Origin of the sequence: Pseudoduganella sp. UC29_106 (genome assembly GCF_044055365.1) — a bacterium.
Classification (GTDB): Bacteria; Pseudomonadota; Gammaproteobacteria; order Burkholderiales; family Burkholderiaceae_D; genus Rugamonas.
Genome location: NZ_CP171977.1, coordinates 6,052,520 through 6,069,273 on the forward strand (window position 1 = coordinate 6,052,520; position 16,754 = coordinate 6,069,273).

Genomic DNA, 16,754 nt, shown 5'->3' on the forward strand with positions numbered 1-16,754 from the left:
TTAAGGAAGGTCGGCGGAATTCATGCGGCGCATGATGATGTCCGTGCGCCGGCTCAGGTAGTTGGTATTGCGGTGGGCGTCGTAATAGCGCGGGTTGGGCAGCATCACGGCCAGCTTCGCCGCCTGCTGTGAATTCAGGCGCGCGGCGGGGATGCCGTAATAATGCCTGGCCGCCGCTTCGGCGCCGAAGATGCCTTTGCCGAATTCGACCACGTTCAGGTAAATCTCGAAGATGCGCTCCTTGTCCATCAGCGCTTCCAGCATATAAGTAATGACCAGTTCCTGGCCCTTGCGCCAGTAGCTGCGCGAACCGGACAGGAAGAGATTCTTGGCCAGCTGCTGGGTGATGGTCGAGCCGCCGTGCGTGACCTTGTGCTTTTTCTCGTTTTCTCGTAAGCCTTTTGCAGCGCTTCCCAGTCCACGCCTTCATGCTCGGCGAAATTGGCGTCTTCCGAGGCGATGATGGCGCGCTTCAGGTTGGGCGAGATCTGCTTATAGCTCACCCACTGCTGCTGGATGTTCGCTTTCGGGTTCTTCTCGCGCAGGGCCGATTGCTGGGCGCGCATGAAGGCTGTCATGGAAGGATTGTGGTCGCGCCACCACCAGATCTGCACCAGGAAGTACAGCTGCACGGCCAGGATGATGACGATGGGGACGATGAAGATCCACTTCACCCAGGCGAAGCGTCCCTTGCCACTCGCCTTGCTCATAATCTGGCACGCAGGGCGGACAGCACATCGGCCGTAGCGGGGCGCACGCCGCGCCAGGCCTGGAAGGCTTCGGCGGCCTGCTCGACCAGCATGCCCAGGCCGTCGCGCGTCTGCGCGCCGTGGGACGCGGCGAATTGCATGAAGACGGTGGGCTCTTTGCCATACATCATGTCCAGCGCCAGCGCGCCGGGATTGAAGGCGGATGGCGGGACGGGCGGCAGGTCGGCGCTCAAGCTGGCCGACGTGGCGTTGATGACGATGTCGAAGCCACCTTCAATTTCGGCAAAGCCGCAGGCGGACAGTACGCCCTCCCTGCCAGCGCGGAGAATTGCTGCACCAGCGCTTCGGCCGTGGCCACGGTGCGGTTGGCGATCACCAGCGCAGCCGGGCGGTGTTCCAGGATCGGCAGCACCACGCCGCGTGCGGCGCCGCCGGCGCCCAGCAGCAGCACGCGCTTGCCGGCAATCGGCGTTTGCGCGTTGTAGACGATGTCCGTTACCAGGCCGGTGCCGTCGGTGTTGTCGCCGATGATGCCTTCTTCGCTGAAGATCAGGGTATTGACGGCGCCTGCCGCCTGGGCGCGCACCGTCAGCGCGTTGGCCAGCTTGTGGGCTTCCAGCTTGAAGGGCACGGTGACGTTGGCGCCCTTGCCGCCTTCCGCCATGAAGGCGTGCACGGCATCGGCAAAACCGTCCACCGGCGCGAGGCGCTTCTCGTAAGCCAGTTGCTGGCCGGTTTGCGCGGCATAGGCGGCGTGGATCTCGGGGCGACTTGCTGTGGGCAATCGGGTTGCCGAAGACGCAGTACTTGTCCATTACTGGACTCCACTCAGGTTGGCTTCCATCTTTTCTTCGCGGGTGAATTTGAAGCGGGTGATGATGACCCACAGGTCGTCCTTGTCATGCGACAGCATATTCGGCGGGAATTTGCCGAAGGGCGCGGCGCGGCGCACGATGGCCAGCGCGGCTTCGTCCAGCGCCGGATTGCCGGAACTGCGTTCGACGCGGGCGCCGCCATCCTTCATATAGATGGTGCCGTCCTGGAAAATGGGGATATAGACTACCAGTTCGCCATACAGCTTGCGGCCGTTCTTTTGCGGGAAATTCAGCGTGCCGATTTCTTCCACGCGGCGCTGCAGGGTCTTGTAATACTCCGCATAACCCACTTCGCGCGTGCTCGGCGTAATGAAGGTTTTCTTGGGGCGCTTGTTCTGGTCGTCGATGGTCTGCGTGATTTCGGCAGACATGCGGGCGATGGCCTTGCTAGATTCGATCAGGTCGGCGCCGGTGGGATTGGGCTCGGGTCTTTCCTTTTCCGTGACCGGCGGCGCGGACAGCGGCGTCTTCCTGATCTGGGTCAGCAGGTTTTTCTGCAGCTGCTCCAGCTCTTCGATACGGCGGCGGCTGGCTTTGACGCTGTCGCCCGATTCCATCTTGCGCAGGTCGGGCAGCGGGGATTCGGCGCGGCCGGCATCGGCATTGCCGCCGCCTTCCAGGTTGGCTTGGGCCAGCGCCTCGGCTTTCAGGGGCTTGACGTCGTGCTTGGCGTTGACCAGGATGACTTCCAGGCCAGGATCAGTGGGCTCGATCTTGAAGTTCTTCGGCGCGACGAAATGCACCGTCAGCGCCAGCGCATGCACGACGACCGAGATACCAGTGGCAAATGCCAGAAAGCGGTTTTCTTGTAAAAACTTCACGCAGGGACGAGGGTTGGTGCGACAAGGAGTCTGCATTCTAAACCAAAGGCAACCCCTGGTGTCTGCCACATCGTGGCAGACACCAGCTTTTGCCGTGGGTTCTTATTGCGGCCCCGGCTCGGTAACAACCGTCTCGCTGGCCAGTTCCGCCTGCTCGGCTGCCGCAGGCTCTTCCTCTTCCTCCGGCTCCTCCACCGGCCCCGCCGGCAGCGCAATCGACCCTTCCTGCAGGCGCGTCTCGATCGAAAGGTCGACTTCATCCCAGCGCAGCACATCCAGTTTCACATGCGAGCCGCGGGCGACGGGCGGCATGCCCGGCAGGCGCAGCACCAGCGGGATCTCGGTCAGGCGCAGCACTTCATCCTTCAGCACCACGGCTTCCACTTCCCTGGCATCGTTCTGGCCCAGCCAGCGCAAGCACCAGTAGCGCTCCATATTGGCCTGGTGGTCGGCGTAGGCGCCGTAGGCCGCGTCGAAGGCGGAGACGATGGCGAACAGGTTGGCGTCCTTCTGTTTGAACGGGGCCACCAGCGGCGCGGTCACGCCGTTCTGGGCGCAGGCCAGGATCTGCCACTGGTTCACCAGGTCGGTATAGCGGCGCAGCGGCGAGGTGGACCACGCATACTGGTCCACGCCCAGGCCCTGGTGCGGCGCGGCGTGGGTGACCATGCGCACCTGCAGCTTGGCGTTCCAGCCGCCGGCGCCCGGGGTCTGGCTGCGGTAGATGCCCGGCACGCCGTGGTCGTGCATCATCTTGCCCCAGGTGCTGTTGGCGAAGATCATCAGTTCGGCCACGATCTTGTCCAGCGGCGCACCGCGCTTGCGGCGGCTGATAGTGACCACATCGTCTTCCACATAGAAGTTGAAGTCGACGCGGTTGTTCTGCTCCGGCTTCAGGCCGAAGGCTTCGCGCTTGGCCATGCGGCCTTTTTCCAGGTGCTGGGCCCAGCCCCACAGCAGGGTCAGTTCCGCCTTGCGCGGGTACTCGCCCGTGCCGGCGGCCAGCGATTCTTCGTTGACCACTTCATCCAGGTCGTTGTGGCGCAGGTTGTTGGCGATCGGCACCAGCTCGGCCTTCGTTTCGGTCGAGATCACGGACCAGTCGCTCGGGTCCAGCACGGCGTACAGCGACAGCGCCGGGCAGGTCTGCCCTCGGCCAGCGTGAAGGCATCGACGATGGAATCCGGCAGCATGGTGATCTTATCGCCCGGCATGTAGACGGTGGACATGCGGCCGCGCGCCAGCTTGTCGATGGCGTCTTCCGGCTTGATGCCCAGGCCCGGCGCGGCAATGTGGATGCCGATGCGGACCTTGCCGTCGTCCATGTGCACGACGGAGAAGGCATCGTCGATCTCGGTGGTGGTCACGTCGTCGATGGAGAAGGCTTCCACGGCGGCCAGCGGCAGCCCGGCCGGCGCCTGCGGCACGGGCAGGTCCGGGAAGGCGTGGCCCTTCGGGAAGTTCTCGAACAGGAACTTCGCCATGTGCAAGTCCTTCGGCGTGGCGATGCCGCCGGTGGTCAGCATCAGGCGCGCCGGCGAGGTATGCAGCTCGTCGCAGGCCGTTTCCAGGGCCTTCCACTCAATGGTGTTCTTGTCCGGCTTGAACAGCAGCTGCTGCACGATGTTCTGCATCGGGGCCGGCAGCTTGCCTTCCTTCAGCTCGTCCGCGTACTGGCGCTGGATGATGGCTTGCTGCTTTTTCTTTTCGATGCCCGCCAGTGCCGCCTTCAGCGTCTGCTCCGGTGCTTTCTTGTAGCGCCCGCGGCCCTTCTTGTGAAAGTAGATCGGCGAGGAGTGCAGGCTCAGGATCAGGCCCGCCGCTTCGGCCGGCTGCGGCGCGTGGCCAAAGTATTCTGCGCCCAGCTCGGCGAAGCCGAATTCCTCTTCGCCGGCCACTTCCCACAGGAAGTCCAGGTCCACGTCGGCGGAGATGGCCTTGGCCTGCTCCAGCAGTTCGGCCGGCGACGGCTTGTCGAATTGCAGCAGGATATCCTTGGCCTTGACCTTGTTGCGCTTGCCGCTGGCCATTTCCACCTGGTAGGCCTCGCCCGCCTGGCTCAATACGGTGCCGACCTTGAAATCGCCGGATTCTTCAAAAAATACATTCATCTCTTATTCCTGGTCTAGGCGGAGATTGGCTCCCACCGTGGGAGCGGGGCCCAGCTCCGCTTTGTGTGATTCCTTTTTGTCGGGGTCAGACCCCGCCATTTTTAATTCCAGGACCGTAGGCAAAAATACCTCGGTCACGAGCAGCGTGCCTTCGTTGCGGCGGTAAAGGCAGCGGCGTGCATACAGCAAGTGGTCGTCCGGCACGGCGCAGCCGTTTGCCGCCAGCGCCGCGCGCACGCGACGGGCCAGCGGATGCGTCGCGCGCAGGCGGGCAAATTCCAGCTCGCCGCGTTTCACCATCGGGTCGCCGAACAGCGTACTGCCGAGCGAGCGTTCGCCGAGGGCGCTGAACAGCGGCCAGTCGGAAGCGTCCGCGGACATCGGCACCACCGTGTGGCCAAACACCACAGGCGTATTATCACACCGCAGCAGCACCTCCCTCTCCACCACGCGCACCGGCCGGTGCTGGCCGATGGCATTGGCTTCGTCGGCCAGGCAGATGGACGGCTCCTGGTGCAGCACCTGCACGCGGAAGCTCGAACTGTGTTCTTTCAGCTTGGCGGTCAGCGAACCTTCGCCGGTCAGCCAGTGGCGCAGCGCGTGCGGCGGATTGGTGGCGAGCACATGACCATGCCAGTTCGCCTGATGCAGCGACTGGCCCTTCACTTCTTACCGCCTATGCCGCAGAAGGCCAGCACCTCGTCCACATAGTCTGCGTATTCGCTGATGGCGTGGTCGCTACCCTCGATCACGGTCTGCCGCGCACCCGGATAGTGAGCCACCATGTCGCGGTAGTCCAGCACTTCGTCGCCGGTGGCGGCGATCAGGAAGTAGCGCTCCGGCTGCGTGATCTGCGGGACGGCCAGTGCGTGCAGTTCATCTATATATTCACGCTTGAATTCGAAGGGCTTGTCCGAGTGGTATTCGGTAGTCACGCCCACATGCTGGTCGAGACTGATCTGCGGCACGATGGCGGGATTCAGCAGCACCGCGCGGCAACCGATCTGTTCGGCCATCCAGGTGGCGTAATAACCACCCAGCGAGGAACCGATGATGGACAGCTCCGCGGGCGGGATGCCCGCCACCAGCGCCATCGCCTGTTCCATCGCCAGCCTGGGCGACGCTGGCAGCTGGGGGCAGACATATTCGCCAGCCCGGCCGAGCTGCGCCATCCGTTCACCCGTCATACGCGCCTTCATGGACAGTGGGGAGGAACGGAAGCCATGCAGATACAGGATCATTTACTTCAGCGCCTCCAGCAGTTTCTGGTGCACGCCGCCGAAGCCGCCGTTGCTCATGACGACGATATGGTCGCCCGGCTGCGCTTTCGCCACAATCGCTTGCACCATCACGTCGATATCTTCATAGGCGGAGGCGATGTCGCCCATGGGCTTGAGCGCATCGCCCAGGCGCCAGCCCAGCGCCTTTTCGCTGCCAAAGCCGAAGACCAGGTCGGCGTCTTCAGGCTGCCGGGCAGCGCATCCTTCATTGTGCCCAGCTTCATCGTGTTGGAGCGCGGCTCCAGCACGGCCAGGATGCGGGCCTGGTTGCCGCCCGCGTTCAGCTTCTGGCGCAGGCCGCCGACGGTGGTTTCGATGGCGGTCGGATGGTGGGCGAAATCGTCATACACGGTCACGCCATTCACCACGCCGCGCACTTCCATGCGGCGCTTCACGCTCTGGAAGCTTTCCAGCGCCTTCGCGGCCACGTCGACCGGCACGCCCACGTGGCGCGCGGCGGCGATCGCGGCCAGCGCGTTGGAACGGTTATGTTTACCGGTCAGCTGCCAGTTGATGGTGGCGGCCCTGGCGCCCTTGAAGATCACGTCGAAGCTGCCGTCGGCATGCTCGCCCATCGTCCAGTCGGCGCCTGGCGCGCTGCCGAACAACTCTTTTTCGCTCCAGCAGCCGCGCTTCAGCACGCGCTGCAGCGACTCTTCATCGGCATTGGCGACCACGCGGCCGATGCCGGGCACGGTGCGCACCAGGTGGTGGAACTGGGTTTCGATGGCGCCGATATCGGGAAAGATGTCGGCGTGGTCGTATTCCAGGTTGTTCAGGATGGCCGTCTTGGCATGGTAATGGACGAATTTGCTGCGCTTGTCAAAGAAGGCGGTGTCGTATTCGTCTGCCTCGATGACGAAGAATTCGGACTGGGCGCCGGGGCCGGTAAGGCGGGCGCTGATGCCGAAGTTCATCGGGATGCCGCCGATCAGGAAGCCTGGCGCATAGCCGGCCTGCTCCAGGATCCAGGCCAGCATGGCCGAAGTGGTGGTCTTGCCGTGGGTTCCGGCCACGGCCAGCACCCATTTGTCCTTCAATATATGGTCGCCAATCCATTGCGGACCGGAGATGAACGGCAGATTGCGGTTCATGATCTCTTCGATCAGGGGATTGCCGCGCGAAACGACGTTGCCGATGACGTAAAGGTCGGGCTTCATGTCCACCTGCTCCGGGCCAAAGCCCTGGATCAGTTCAATGCCCTGGGCTTCGAGCTGGGTGCTCATCGGCGGGTAGACATTTGGCGTCGCAGCCGGTAACTTTGTGCCCGGCTTCTTTCGCCAGCACGGCCAGGCCGCCCATGAAGGTGCCGCAGATGCCAAGGATGTGAATATGCATGGTGGAACACTTCTGTAGTATCAAGAGCGGGATTTTACCTGAGGGCGAAGCTTAACCCGAACACCCAGTGCAACCCCTGGTGTCTGCCACGATGTGGCAGACACCGAGTAGGTGCCGCGGGCCAGCTTTTCCGGTTCGAGGTATGATTCGCCCATGATGCAAAACCCGAACGAAGAACTGCGCACCGAGATCGCCGCTGCGGCGGCGAGGCTGGTGGCGCAAGACGGCGCCGATTATGGCACCGCAAAGCGCAAGGCCGCGCGCCAGATCCTGGGCGAGGCGCAGGCGGCCGATTTGCAGAATTTGTTGCCCGATAACGCGCAGATCGAAGACGAAGTACGCCTCTATCACGCCTTGTTCAATGCGGACACCCAGCCCGCCCGCCTGTTCCGCCTGCGCACTCTGGCGCTGCAGGTGATGGAAATGCTGGAACGGTACAATCCCTTCCTGACCGGCGCCGTACTGAACGGCACGGCCGGTGAGCACAACGATATTCACCTGCAGCTGTTTGCCGACAGCGCGAAGGAAGTGCAGATTTTTCTGCTGAACAGGAACCTGCAGATCGAGATTTCCGAATCGCCCCATTTCCGCGGCCCGCGCTTCGATCCCGTGGAAACGGTCAGCTTCATGTGGCAGCGGGAAGGCGTGCATGTTGAGCTTTATGAAACAGACGATATTCGCGGCGCGAAACGGAAATCCGGCGACAAGCTGCTGCGCGCCGATATCGCGGAAGTGCGCACTTTATTAACTAACAGTAGTCATCAATGAACAAGAAAAACCTTCTCGCCTACGGCGTGATCGCGGTGCTGTTTGCTGCCGCCGGCGCCTGGTACGGCACCAACAAAGAAACAGGCGCCCGCCCCCATCACCGCCACCGCGCCGGCCGGCGTGACCGGCCCGGTGAAAGCCATGTTCTCCCAGACCTTGCCGGACGATAAAGGCGTGCAGCAAGCATTGTCGCAATGGCAAGGCAAGGCACTTGTGGTTAACTTCTGGGCGCCCTGGTGCGGTCCCTGCGTGGAAGAAATGCCGGAACTGTCTGACCTGCAAAAGTCGGGCGACGGCAAGAAGGTGCAGATCATCGGCATCGGTATCGATTCGCCATCCAACATTGCCGAATTTGCTAAAAAATTCAATATTGCCTACCCTGTCTACGTGGCTGGCCTGAGCGGCACGGAGTTGTCCCGCCAGTTCGGCAACACCCAGGGCGGCCTGCCATTCACCGTGCTGATCGGTGCTGACGGCCAGGTGAAGAAGACTTACCTGGGCCGACTTAAATTCGATCAGCTTCGCTCCGATCTGGCCGCGCTATAGCCTTTTTTGCAAGATAGTTTTCTCTTGCCATTGGCCGTACTTGGCGGCAAAATGCGGAACTTTCGCGGAAAATGGTCAGGGACACATGGCAAAAAAGCTGCTGCTTCTAAATGGCCCCAACCTTAATTTGTTGGGGACGCGCGAGCCGGAAATCTATGGCGCCACCACCCTGGCGGACGTAGAACAGGCGGCGCAAGCACAAGCTGCAGCAGCGGGCGCCCAGCTGACTTTTTTCCAAAGTAACCATGAAGGAGCGCTGATTGACCGCATCCACGCCGCGCGCGGCGAGGGCGTGGAGTTCATCGTGATCAATCCGGGCGGCTACACCCATACCAGCGTCGCGTTGCGCGATGCCTTGGCCGGGGTCGCCATCCCGTTTGTAGAAGTACATATTTCGAACATTTACCGGCGTGAGGAATTCCGCCACCATTCTTTCCTGAGCGCAATCGCGCAGGGTACGATCTGCGGCCTCGGCATCGAGGGGTACCGCTTAGCCATCGACTTTGCCCTAAAAAGCAGTTAATCTACGCGATCTGCGCTTAATTGGCGCGATGAGGCTCATGAGGCGGCATCGCACAAGAACAACCAAGATAACAAGATAGACAGGGAGCCCCAATATGGATCTACGCAAGCTGAAGACGCTGATTGACCTGGTCGCAGAGTCGGACATCGCCGAACTGGAAGTTACCGAAGGCGAGAGCAAGGTACGCATCGTCAAGTCCGGCGGCGTGGCGCACAACCAGATGGTCATGATGCAGCCGCAGGCGCCCGTGCACTATGCACCTGCCGGTGCCCCCATGGCCGCACCGGCTGCCGCTCCCGCCGGCGCCCCAGCTGTCGCAGCTGCTGCCGAACCGACTGGCCACGTGGTCAAGTCCCCGATGGTCGGCACCTTCTACCGCGCTTCCGCTCCTGGCAACCCTCCATTCGTTGAAGTGGGCGCCACCGTCAAGGAAGGCGACACCCTGTGCATCATCGAAGCGATGAAGCTGCTGAACGAGATTGACTCGGACAAAGCGGGCACCATCACCCAGATCCTGGTTGAAAACGGCCAAGCGGTCGAATTCGGCCAGCCGCTGTTCGTCATCGGCTAATACCGGGCTATGGCCGCCACCGACGCCGCGGCCAGCATCTCCTCTTCTTCATTGAGCGCCTAGCCGGACCGGGCGCCCGCAAACATAGAATCCGCCATGTTTGAAAAAATCCTCATTGCCAATCGCGGTGAAATCGCACTGCGCATTCAGCGCGCGTGCCGCGAAATGGGCATCAAGACCGTAGTCGTGCACTCCGAGGCCGACAAGGACGCCAAGTATGTGAAGCTTGCCGATGAATCGGTCTGCATCGGCCCTGCGCCTTCCGCCCAGTCCTACCTGAATATGCCGGCCATCATCAGCGCCGCCGAAGTGACGGACGCTGAAGCGATCCACCCGGGCTACGGCTTCCTGTCCGAGAACGCCGACTTCGCCGAGCGCGTCGAAAAGTCGGGCTTCGTGTTCATCGGCCCGCGTCCCGACAATATCCGCATGATGGGCGACAAGGTGTCGGCCAAGCAGGCCATGATCAAGGCCGGCGTGCCCTGCGTGCCGGGCTCCGACGGCGCCCTGCCGGACGATCCGAAAGCCATCGTGCAGATCGCCCGCAAGATCGGCTATCCGGTCATCATCAAGGCGGCAGGCGGCGGCGGTGGCCGCGGCATGCGCGTGGTGCACACCGAAGCAGCGCTGCTGAACGCGGTCACCATGACCAAGACCGAAGCCGGCGCCGCTTTCGGCAATCCGGAAGTCTATATGGAGAAGTATCTGGAGAATCCGCGTCACGTGGAAATCCAGATCCTGGCCGACGAGCACCGCCAGGCGGTGTGGCTGGGCGAGCGCGACTGCTCGATGCAGCGCCGCCACCAGAAGGTGATTGAAGAAGCGCCGGCGCCAGGCATCCCGCGCAAGCTGATCGAGAAGATCGGCGACCGCTGCGCCGAAGCCTGCCGCAAGATCAGCTACCGCGGCGCCGGTACTTTCGAATTCCTGTACGAGAACGGCGAGTTCTACTTCATCGAGATGAATACCCGCGTGCAGGTTGAGCACCCGGTGACCGAGATGATCACCGGCATCGACATCGTCCAGGAACAGATCCGCATCGCCTTCGGCGAGAAGCTGCGCTTCCGCCAGCGCGACGTGATGCTGTCCGGCCACGCGATCGAGTGCCGCATCAACGCCGAAGACCCGTTCAAGTTCACCCCGTCGCCAGGCCGCATCACTTCCTGGCATACGCCGGGCGGTCCTGGCATTCGTGTAGACTCGCATTCGTATGCAGGCTATTTCGTGCCGCCCAACTACGACTCGATGATCGGCAAGGTGATCGCCTATGGCGCCACGCGCGAGCAGGCGATCCGCCGCATGCAGATCGCGCTGTCGGAAATGGTGGTGGAAGGCATCTCGACCAATATCCCGCTGCACCGCGAGCTGATGGTCGATGCCCGCTTCATGGAAGGCGGCACCAATATCCATTATCTGGAACAACGACTGGCAGAAATGTCTAAAGTAGGTAAGTAAGAATGAGCTGGACTGAAATCGTCATCGAAGTTGCACGCGACCACGCCGAGGCCCTGTCCGACGCGCTGATGGAAGCGGGCGCGCTGTCGGTGTCGGTGGAGGATGCCGATGAAGGCACCGACGCCGAGAAACCCCTGTTCGGCGAGCCGGGCATGGAACCGAAGGAAGCGGCATGGGAACACAGCCGCGTCGTGGCGCTGACCGATGTCGATGCCGACCAGGCCGGGATTGTGGCGGCTGCCGCTGCCGCGATCCAGTTGGCGGACGTGCCCCGCTTCACCACCCGCAAGGTGGAGGATGAAGACTGGGTGCGCCTGACGCAGTCGCAGTTCGATCCGATTCACATCGGCAAGAACATCTGGGTCGTGCCGAGCTGGCACGATGTGCCCGATCCGAAGGCGCTGGTGCTGGAACTGGACCCGGGCCTGGCGTTCGGCACCGGTTCCCATCCGACCACCCGCCTGTGCATGGAATGGCTGGAGGCGCATCCGGCGCCGGGCCAGACCGTGCTCGATTACGGCTGCGGCTCGGGCATCCTGGCCATGGTGGCGCGCAAGCTGGGGTCTTTCCCGGTGGCCGGCGTGGACATCGATCCGCAGGCGATCGAGTCGGCGCAGGATAACGCCGTGCGCAACAACGTGGCCGATATCCAGTATTTCGTGCCGGACGATTTCGCCGAGTCGCCGTTTGCGACGGCCCGCTTCGACATCGTGGTCGCCAATATTCTCTCTTCGCCGCTGAAGCTGATGGCGCCGATGCTGTCCGGCCGCGTGGCCGACGGCGGCGCGCTGGTGCTGTCCGGCGTGCTGGCGCGCCAGGCGGACGAAGTGGCTGCGGCCTATGCGCCGTTCATCAAGCTGGGCGTGTGGGCCGAGCAGGATGGCTGGGTGTGCCTGTGCGGCCGCCTGGGCAGCGATACCGTTCCATCTCCACGTTAAGGTAGCACTCCGCTACGCATGGCGCTCGCCACCAAATGCCCCCACTGCAACACGATCTTCCGCGTCGCGGCGGATCAGCTGAAGCTGAGGGGGGGCATTGTCCGCTGCGGCGCCTGCAATGAAGTCTTCGACGGCAATGCGGCGCTGGTCGAGCCGGCCCGCCCCACACCCGTCATCCCCGACGTAGTCATCGCCCCCTCCCCTTCTTCGCCCGCCAGCAACTATGTGCACGGCGCGCCGGTGGATTTCGATCTCGATGCGCTGGATGCCGACGCGCCGCCTGGCGGCGAGCCCGCGGCTGCGGAAGGCGAAGCCGAGCCACCAGAGGACACGTCTTCCGTCGCCGAGTCCGCGCCCGCAGTCTGGCGCACCGCGGCCTTCAAGATGCCGCTGCAGGCGCCCGAGGCTGCGCCTCACCCTGCACCCGGAGCTTGCGTCGTCCGAGCCTGCGTCCGCGCCGGCACATGAGCCGACGCCCGAGCCGATGTCTGGTGCCGACGCCGAGTTTAGCCCCGCGCCGGAGCGTGCGCCCGGGCCGCCAGCTGAGCCGATGCCCGATGCCGAACCGGAACCGGCGTCCTGGCCTGAGCCGGAGCCTTTGGCCGCGTCCGCCGAAGAGCGCGAACCGGAGCTGGCGTCCTTCGCTGAGGCGCCCGACGAACCCGCGCCATTGGCTGCCGAACCCCAATCAGAGCTTGAGCACGACGATGCCTTCGCGCTGGACGAGCACGACCAGCAGGAAGCGCCCGCCGACGCGCACGGCCGCATCGAACCCAACTTCGATACGCCGCAAGAGCACATCGTCGCCGTCGCGCTGGACGACCTGCATCACTTCGACGACCTGGAAGCCGAGCCAACGTCCGAAGAACTCGAGCAGGCCGCGCTGGAAGAGTTGCACCACCTGGACGAAGAGCCGCAGGACGATACCGCCCTGCACGCCATCGCCGCCGTCAACACGGACGTGCCCGACGACGGCCCGTCGCTGCGGGCGGACGAGGAGGACGAAGACCTCCCCCCAGCCGAGCCCGTGTTACCTTTCGTGCCTGACCCCAAAACAGAAATGGCGGCGCGGATGCGGGCGCTGGCGGGCGTCGATGAAAGCGACAGCGCGGCGCTGGATCATGAGGAGCTAGGCTTCGTCAAACGCGCCAATCGCAGCGAGCGCTATGGACGCGCGGCAAATATCACGCTGGCCGTCGGCACGCCGCTGCTGCTGGTCGCCCTGCTGCTGCAAGGCGCCACGACCTTCCATAACACGCTGGCCGCCGACTATCCAAGCCTGAAGCCCACGCTGGCCACGGCCTGCGCCGTGCTGGGTTGCAAGATCGAGCTGCCGGCGCAGCTGGACATGCTGAGCATCGAGCAAGGCGAGCTGCAAACCGTGGCCGACAATACCTTCAGCTTCAGCACCCAGCTGCGCAACCAGGCGCGCACCGCGCAAGCCTGGCCGCATATCGAACTGATTCTGAACGACAGCTCGGACAAGCCGGTCCTGCGCCGCGTGTTCGCGCCGCGCGAGTATCTTGCCTCGCAGGCCGACGCCGACAAGGGCTTCAACCCGCGCAGTGAACAAACCGTTAAACTCTACTTCGAGCTGTCGCAGCTCAAAGCATCCGGCTATCACATCGCCATTTTCTACCCCTAAAAACACTATGAACAAAACCGCCCTGGTGTGTGGCTCCCTGGCCATCGACATCATCATGCAATACGAAGGCCGCTTCGGCGATACGCTGCTGGCCGACCAGCTGCACAAGGTGAACGTGTCCTTCCTGGTGCCGACCATGCGCACCGAATTCGGTGGCTGCTCCGGCAATATCGCCTACAACCTGAAGATGCTGGGCGGCGAGCCGCGCATCGTCGGCGTGCTGGGCCAGGATTGCGCGGCCTACCTGGAGCGCTTCCAGCAGCTCGGCCTGTCCACCGACAATATCCTGATCAAGAAGGATGCCTACAACGCGCAGTGCTTCGTCACCGCCGATGCGGACCATAACCAGATCAATGCCTTCCACCCGGGCGCCATGTCCTTTGCGCACGAGAACGACGTGGCCAAGGCCGGCCCCGCGCGCATCGCCATCATCTCGCCGGACGGCCACCTGGGCATGCTGAAGCACGCCGACGACCTGCAGCGCCTGGGCATCCCTTTCATCTTCGATCCGGGCCAGCAGCTGCCGATGTTCACGCCGGAACAGTTGATCGGCTTCATCGACAAGGCGTCCTATGTGACCTGCAACGATTATGAAATCGAACTGCTGATGGACCGCACCGGCCTGACTATTCCGGACATCGCTGCACGCCTGGATGCGCTGATCGTGACGCGCGGCGAGAAGGGTTCGGAGATCTATACCGAAGGCAAGCGCATCGACATTCCGGCAGTACCTGTGGGTGCCGAGATCGATCTTGACCCTACCGGTTGTGGCGACGCTTACCGCGCGGGCCTGCTGTACGGCCTGACCAATGAGCTGGGCTGGGAAAAGACCGGCCGCCTGGCCAGCCTGCTCGGCGCCATCAAGATCGTCAACAAGGGCGCGCAGAACCATGTGTTCACGCCGGAGTCGATTGCCGAGAAGTTTGAGTCCGCGTTCGGTATGCGTTTGTAAACCAAAGGCCCAAAAGCAAGTGCCAGGCACAACGTGCCTGACACTAGGGTCACGCCTTGGGTTTTAACGGCCGAACAGCATCCCCAGCAGGATCTGCGCGATCTGCAGGAGGATCAGGGCCACCAGCAGTGACAGGTCCAGATTGCCCACCAGTGGCACCACGCGGCGGATAGGCGTCAGCAGCGGCTCGTTGAGCGCGCGGATGAAGGGCGCCATCGGCGCGTGCGGGTTCACCCAGCTGAAGATCGCCTCGATCACCAGCAAGGCCATGAAGCCGAACAGGATCCATTCAAGGAAGCGGTGCAAGGCCGTGAGGAACACGATCTCCGGCGTGGCGCCGAAGAGGAACATCACCGACGTCGCCAGCACCACGATCAGGAAAGCGCCAATCAGGCTGGCCCAGTCATAACCGCCCATGCCCGGCACGATGCGGCGCAATGGGCGCACCAGCCAGTCCGAGAGTTGAAAAGTGAACTGCGCCACCGACGATGGCGGCCGCACGCGGATGGCCTGCATCCAGAAGCGCAGCAGCAGCACACCTCCGAGCAATCCGGCGATGGCATTGACGATCAACATGACGATACTAAACACAGGCGAGCTCCATAAAAAAAACCGCTGTGCGATTGTCTCACACAGCGGAGTTTTCGCCATCCGGCACTAAGCGCTAAGACTTAGGAAGGACGGGTGCTGGTCGGGAAAGGCCATGCAGCTGCAGGAGCGATCACGGTCTTGGCGGCCGGAGCGGCTGCAGGAGCTGGAGCAGCGGCCGGTGCCGGTGCTGCCGGCTTGGCGGCTTCTTTCTTCGGAGCTGCTTTTTTAGGAGCGGCTTTCTTAGGCGCTGGTTTAGCCGCAGGTGCGGCAGCCGGTGCTGCGGCTACTGGCGCAGCAGCTGGCTTGGCTGCTGGCTTAGCCGAGGCTTTTTTTGGGGATGCGGCCTTTTTAGCAGCTGGCTTGGCGGCAGCTTTCTTGGCAGCTGGCTTGGCGGCCGGCTTGGCAGCAGCTTTCTTGGCTACAGGCTTGGCGGCCGGCTTCGCAGCAGCTTTCTTGGCTGCTGGCTTGGCGGCGGCTTTCTTGGCTGCTGGCTTGGCGGCGGCCTTCTTGGCAGCTGGCTTAGCTGCCGGCTTGGCGGCGGCTTTCTTCGCTGCTGGCTTGGCTGCTGCTTTAGCGGCGGTCTTCTTGGCTGCCGGCTTTGCTGCGGCTTTCTTAGCTACTGGCTTGGCTGCTGCCTTTTTAGCGACGGCCTTCTTCGCTGCCGGCTTGGCTGCTGCCTTCTTCGCTACTGGCTTGGCTGCTGCTTTCTTTGCTGCTGGTTTTGCTGCTGCCTTGGCGGTGGTCTTCTTCGCTGCTGGCTTAGCTGCTGCGGCTTTCTTTGCAGCTGGCTTGGCTGCCGGCTTGGCGGCGGCCTTCTTAGCTACTGGCTTAGCTGCGGCTTTCTTGGCAGCTGGCTTAGCTGCCGGCTTGGCGGCGGCTTTCTTGGCAGCCGGCTTAGCAGCTGCTTTCTTTGCGGCTGCCGGTTTAGCGGCAGCGGTCTTTTTAGCTGGAGCTGCTTTAGTAGCAGCTACCTTCTTTTCTTTCTTAGCGGCGGTAGCCATTTTTATTTCTCCTTCATCTGGGATGGGAAAATTCACGCACAAGATGTAAACCCGTCCGGCCCTGCGGTGGACCAGGCGAATTATTCATCGGCACAAACCCGCTTGCGGTTTGCGCTAATGAATTCGGTACCCAGCTGAACTGCTGCACCTCCTCACAAGTGCAGCGCTTCAGCCATCGAACCCGCCGCCGTATGCTGGGCGACGAGTCAGAAATCTTGTTCGAGATGTGTCGGGCGGGCGTGTACTCAGCTCCTTCACCCCATCATCGCGCCACGGTCCTCTTATCAGCGTCAAAGAAAAAACCGCCCGGCCTGAGCTTCGATCAGGCGAGCGGCTTCGCTGAAATCGGTGTGGACTTATGCATACTTATGCGTTTGTGCTTCCCATGTTTTTCGATTTTTGCGGTAACAACACACTCCAAAAAAGAGCGCTTGCAAATTCACGCGTTTTCAAGTTCGTAAAGTACACGAAAACCTTACCGTTGCGCAACCAGCACGATTGATTTTCTCGCTCTTTTTTTGCATTCATCTGCGAGATGGCGCACATTGAAGCGCGCATCGCATGCCAGTTTGAGCTCGCATCGATGCACCCACACGCGCTTCGCTTTTCACTTCGCTTGGCATACGTCC

15 protein-coding genes and 4 pseudogenes are annotated in these 16,754 nt (G+C 62.5%); 11 read left to right on the top strand and 8 right to left on the bottom strand.

Going from position 1 to position 16,754, the window contains the following annotated elements:
- The 7 genes and pseudogenes from mtgA to mpl all read right to left on the bottom strand — a co-directional run bounded on the left by mtgA (position 1) and on the right by mpl (position 7,135).
- Positions 1–710 (bottom strand): annotated as a pseudogene (mtgA, locus tag ACHMW6_RS30150) (monofunctional biosynthetic peptidoglycan transglycosylase).
- Positions 707–1,525: pseudogene (aroE, locus tag ACHMW6_RS30155) on the bottom strand (shikimate dehydrogenase). The pseudogenes mtgA and aroE overlap by 4 nt, the downstream one beginning before the upstream one ends.
- Positions 1,525–2,406, bottom strand: coding sequence for a TonB family protein (locus ACHMW6_RS30160; RefSeq protein WP_395402568.1), 882 nt, complete (start codon positions 2,404–2,406; stop codon positions 1,525–1,527). The pseudogene aroE and the gene ACHMW6_RS30160 overlap by 1 nt, the downstream one beginning before the upstream one ends.
- A gap of 102 nt (positions 2,407–2,508) precedes the next feature.
- A pseudogene (locus tag ACHMW6_RS30165) lies at positions 2,509–4,517 on the bottom strand (ribonuclease catalytic domain-containing protein).
- 3 nt (positions 4,518–4,520) lie between these two features.
- Positions 4,521–5,183, bottom strand: coding sequence for a chorismate--pyruvate lyase family protein (locus ACHMW6_RS30170; RefSeq protein WP_395402570.1), 663 nt, complete (start codon positions 5,181–5,183; stop codon positions 4,521–4,523).
- Positions 5,180–5,758, bottom strand: a complete 579-nt coding sequence (locus ACHMW6_RS30175) for a YqiA/YcfP family alpha/beta fold hydrolase (RefSeq protein ID WP_395402572.1) — start codon at positions 5,756–5,758, stop codon at positions 5,180–5,182. The genes ACHMW6_RS30170 and ACHMW6_RS30175 overlap by 4 nt, the downstream gene beginning before the upstream one ends.
- Positions 5,759–7,135 (bottom strand): annotated as a pseudogene (mpl, locus tag ACHMW6_RS30180) (UDP-N-acetylmuramate:L-alanyl-gamma-D-glutamyl-meso-diaminopimelate ligase).
- A gap of 153 nt (positions 7,136–7,288) precedes the next feature.
- Here mpl and ACHMW6_RS30185 point away from each other — a divergent pair.
- From ACHMW6_RS30185 to ACHMW6_RS30230, 10 genes are all read left to right on the top strand, one after another.
- On the top strand, positions 7,289–7,903 hold the full coding sequence (locus ACHMW6_RS30185; protein ID WP_395402574.1) for a hypothetical protein: 615 nt from the start codon (positions 7,289–7,291) through the stop codon (positions 7,901–7,903).
- Positions 7,900–8,073 (top strand): hypothetical protein, encoded by a 174-nt coding sequence (locus ACHMW6_RS30190; RefSeq protein WP_395402576.1) that lies wholly within the window; start codon positions 7,900–7,902, stop codon positions 8,071–8,073. Before ACHMW6_RS30185 ends, ACHMW6_RS30190 begins: the two co-directional genes overlap by 4 nt.
- Entirely contained in the window at positions 8,045–8,449 is a 405-nt protein-coding gene (locus ACHMW6_RS30195) for a TlpA family protein disulfide reductase (RefSeq protein ID WP_395402577.1), read from the top strand. Before ACHMW6_RS30190 ends, ACHMW6_RS30195 begins: the two co-directional genes overlap by 29 nt.
- 85 nt (positions 8,450–8,534) lie before the next feature.
- Positions 8,535–8,972: a type II 3-dehydroquinate dehydratase gene (aroQ, locus tag ACHMW6_RS30200; protein ID WP_395402579.1), complete on the top strand. Its 438-nt coding sequence runs from the start codon at positions 8,535–8,537 to the stop codon at positions 8,970–8,972.
- 94 nt (positions 8,973–9,066) lie between these two features.
- Positions 9,067–9,543, top strand: coding sequence for an acetyl-CoA carboxylase biotin carboxyl carrier protein (gene accB / locus ACHMW6_RS30205; protein WP_395402581.1), 477 nt, complete (start codon positions 9,067–9,069; stop codon positions 9,541–9,543).
- Between the two features lie 96 nt (positions 9,544–9,639).
- A complete protein-coding gene (gene accC / locus ACHMW6_RS30210; RefSeq protein WP_395402583.1) occupies positions 9,640–10,998 on the top strand; it encodes an acetyl-CoA carboxylase biotin carboxylase subunit in 1,359 nt (452 codons plus the stop codon).
- A gap of 2 nt (positions 10,999–11,000) precedes the next feature.
- The gene (gene prmA / locus ACHMW6_RS30215; RefSeq protein WP_395402585.1) at positions 11,001–11,936 is read left to right on the top strand and encodes a 50S ribosomal protein L11 methyltransferase; all 936 of its coding nucleotides are present in this window, start codon (positions 11,001–11,003) and stop codon (positions 11,934–11,936) included.
- Positions 11,937–11,954: 18 nt separating this feature from the next.
- Entirely contained in the window at positions 11,955–12,404 is a 450-nt protein-coding gene (locus ACHMW6_RS30220; protein ID WP_395402587.1) for a zinc-ribbon domain-containing protein, read from the top strand.
- A gap of 82 nt (positions 12,405–12,486) precedes the next feature.
- Positions 12,487–13,581 (top strand): DUF3426 domain-containing protein, encoded by a 1,095-nt coding sequence (locus ACHMW6_RS30225; protein ID WP_395402589.1) that lies wholly within the window; start codon positions 12,487–12,489, stop codon positions 13,579–13,581.
- A 7-nt stretch (positions 13,582–13,588) separates the two neighbouring features.
- Complete coding sequence (locus ACHMW6_RS30230) at positions 13,589–14,533, top strand: carbohydrate kinase family protein (protein WP_395402591.1); 945 nt, start codon at positions 13,589–13,591, stop codon at positions 14,531–14,533.
- A gap of 63 nt (positions 14,534–14,596) precedes the next feature.
- Here the strand turns inward: ACHMW6_RS30230 and ACHMW6_RS30235 are convergent, their stop codons facing one another.
- Positions 14,597–15,109 carry a YggT family protein gene (locus ACHMW6_RS30235; RefSeq protein WP_395408750.1) on the bottom strand — a complete coding sequence of 171 codons (513 nt, stop codon included), beginning with the start codon at positions 15,107–15,109 and terminating at the stop codon, positions 14,597–14,599.
- A 210-nt stretch (positions 15,110–15,319) separates the two neighbouring features.
- On the opposite strand from ACHMW6_RS30235, the gene ACHMW6_RS30240 reads away from it, so the two are divergent.
- A complete protein-coding gene (locus tag ACHMW6_RS30240; protein WP_395402593.1) occupies positions 15,320–16,174 on the top strand; it encodes a hypothetical protein in 855 nt (284 codons plus the stop codon).
- Positions 16,175–16,754 lie beyond the last annotated feature (580 nt).